The organism is Dethiosulfatibacter sp. (genome assembly GCF_983023055.1).
The window spans coordinates 1-2,851 of sequence record NZ_CEZJXU010000349.1; the positions used below are offsets into that span (position 1 = coordinate 1).

Annotated in this window: 3 protein-coding genes; all 3 read left to right on the forward strand. The window is 35.5% G+C overall.

The window, feature by feature from the left end; translation table 11 throughout:
• Positions 1 to 20: 20 nt before the first annotated feature.
• Positions 21 to 908 carry a hypothetical protein gene (locus AC3AX0_RS10795; protein WP_487550295.1) on the forward strand — a complete coding sequence of 296 codons (888 nt, stop codon included), beginning with the start codon at positions 21 to 23 and terminating at the stop codon, positions 906 to 908.
• 496 nt (positions 909 to 1,404) lie between these two features.
• Positions 1,405 to 1,971 (forward strand): helix-turn-helix domain-containing protein, encoded by a 567-nt coding sequence (locus AC3AX0_RS10800; protein WP_487550296.1) that lies wholly within the window; start codon positions 1,405 to 1,407, stop codon positions 1,969 to 1,971.
• A gap of 63 nt (positions 1,972 to 2,034) precedes the next feature.
• Positions 2,035 to 2,851: ABC transporter ATP-binding protein (locus tag AC3AX0_RS10805; RefSeq protein ID WP_487550297.1), on the forward strand; the 817-nt coding region annotated here is incomplete at its 3' end.

The following is a 2,851-nucleotide window of genomic DNA, read 5'->3' on the forward strand; positions in this document are numbered from 1 at the left end:
TAAAGTCAGGAGGGACTAAGATGAAGAAATTTATTATTATTCTTGTATTACTTGTTTTTCTGACATCATGCGGTAAGGCTGAAGATAAGCCAGCTGACTCAACAACAATTAAAACGGATGAGGGTCATGAGATTACGGTTTTACAGGACGAAGAAGGTAGTCTTCCATTACCTGAAGATTTTCCAGAGGATATAATCCCCGTATATAAGGATCCTAATATAATAGTATCTTCAAATGATGCGGATGGGAGTTCCCAAATCATAGCAATGAGCGAGGAGCCCATGGAGGATATCGTAAACTTTTATAAAGAGGTTCTTTCAGATGGAGAGAATACGAACGAAACACTAACTCCGGAAACCTATATGCTCATGGGAATAAAAGATGGAATAAATTATATGGTTTCAGTCGCGGAAGCTGATGATGAGGATTTGGAATCAGATAAATACAAGAGTATGTTTACAGTTATCGTTTTTCCCGAGGATGAGGAGTTTGGTGAAGGGGAAATTGAAGAAGAACCTGAAGAGGAAGAGTCGGGAACCACTGAGACTGTAGACGAAGGGACTTCTATGCCAAGTAGCCTTTCATGGCCGGAGGATTATCCAGAGGATTACTTAGAAGCTTACCAGGACGGCGAACCTCAGCTATTTATGGTGACAAATGCAGGACAGAGCGGTATGGGTATGATAATGCTGGTGACAAAGGATGATTCGAATAAGGTTATTGAGTATTATAAGTCGAAGTTGAAAAATTCCGAGAATTATACTAGCATGTTGATGCCAGAAGGAGGAACCTTTACTGGAATTATTGAAGGAATGCTATTCCAGATATCAATTTTTGAAAATGAAGATATAGAAACATATCCAGGGTATAAGACTGCAGTAAGTATAAACTATCAACCAATGGAATAGCGACTTAAAGAATAGTAGAATAAATATAATATATGGTTAAGTAATGATATGAAAAGCTCCATGGAGTTTTTATATCTGATTTTCATTTTAATAGTCCTCCTGGAAGGTTTTCTCAAGAGATATAAATCAGCTGGAAACAAGAAATAATAAAGGATAGATGAGCAGAAAACTATAAATGAATAAATAGCGATAATTTAATAGAAACAATGTAGAAATAGGATCTCCTGGAATTATAGTTCAGGGGATTTTTGTTTGGATTAAACGGACATGTGTTTAGATTTTGCGTTATAAATATTGAGGATTATTAATAAGTTGTTGCGATTATTACGGTTATGACATAAAATTACAGTGTGAATGTAATAATTCGATTAGTAGCAAAGCAAGGAAGTAAATATAAATAGTGAATAAATATTGAATAAGACGGATAATTACTTGACCTGAATACAAAATAATGATATATTTATAATGTAATTACAGTGGGAGTGAAATAATTGAGATGATTGTGAAACGAGGTGATATTATTAAACAGATTGCTCAAGAAATCAGAAGAATAAGAAAAAGCAAAGGAATTACCTTGAAGGAATTGAGTGAGGGTACTGAATTATCAATAAGTTTCCTGTCGCAGATAGAACGTGGCATATCTTCGATGACAATCACATCGTTAAAGAAAATTGCAGATGCTTTGGGTGTTACCATGCAGGATTTGGTAAGCATAGAAGAGAATCAACAATTTACTCGCAAAAAAGAATCTCAGATGGTTATGAAGCTCGAAAAATCCTTTCCTAAATACGTTCCCCTCAGTGGACAATTTGAAGGAAGAAAGCTTGAAGCTTTAATATTGAAAATGGCTCCAAATCATAAGGATATTGAAACCACTACCCATGACGGAGAAGAATTTTATTATATAATAAGTGGAAGCGGAATATTTACCATTGGTGAAGAAGAATATGTCATTTCGGAAGGTGAAACAGTCCATTATCCATCTACCATACCCCATAAAATATGTAATCCCAACGATACTGAACTAGTAACACTTTGTATTTTAACACCGAAAATATTCTGATGATTGATTTATATGAATCAATCTTGTATTGTCAAAGATAAATATAAGAGGTTGTGATAATTAATGAATAATCAAAATGACCATTTGCTTAATGTGAAAGATCTTTCTGTTCAGTTCAAATCCGAGGATGGATTGATGCTTGCGGTAAATAAGATGTGTTTCACATTGAATAAGGGAGAAAAACTAGGAATAGTAGGAGAGAGTGGTAGTGGAAAAAGTGTCACTTCACTGTCGATAATGGGTCTGGTACCTAACCCTCCGGGTGAAATTGTGAACGGTGAAATTATCTTTAAAGATAAAGATTTGGCGAAGGCGAGCGAATCCGAAATTAGAAAAATAAGAGGAAATGAAATATCAATGATATTCCAAGAGCCTATGACATCACTAAATCCCATACTGACATGTGGGTTTCAGATTGCAGAATCGTTGATTTTGCATAAGAACATGAAGAAGAAGCTTGCTTTAAAAGCTGCTGCTGGTCTGCTTAAAAGCGTAGGTATTCCAGATGCAGATGCTAATGCTAAAAGATATCCTCATCAGTTGTCAGGTGGAATGAGACAAAGGGTGATGATAGCTATGGCCCTTGCATGTGAGCCTGAAATTCTTATTGCTGATGAACCCACAACTGCCTTAGATGTGACTATTCAAGCTCAGATTCTTGAACTTATGAACAAGCTCTGTGATAATCACGATACTGCAATAATAATGATAACACATGATTTGGGTGTTGTTTCAGAGATATGTGACAAGGTCATAGTAATGTATACAGGTCATGCTGTCGAACAGGCTGATGTAAAATCTATTTTTAAGAATCCGCTACATCCATATACCAAGGGACTTATTGATTCTATTCCAAAGATTACCAAAGAAAAAAGAAGAC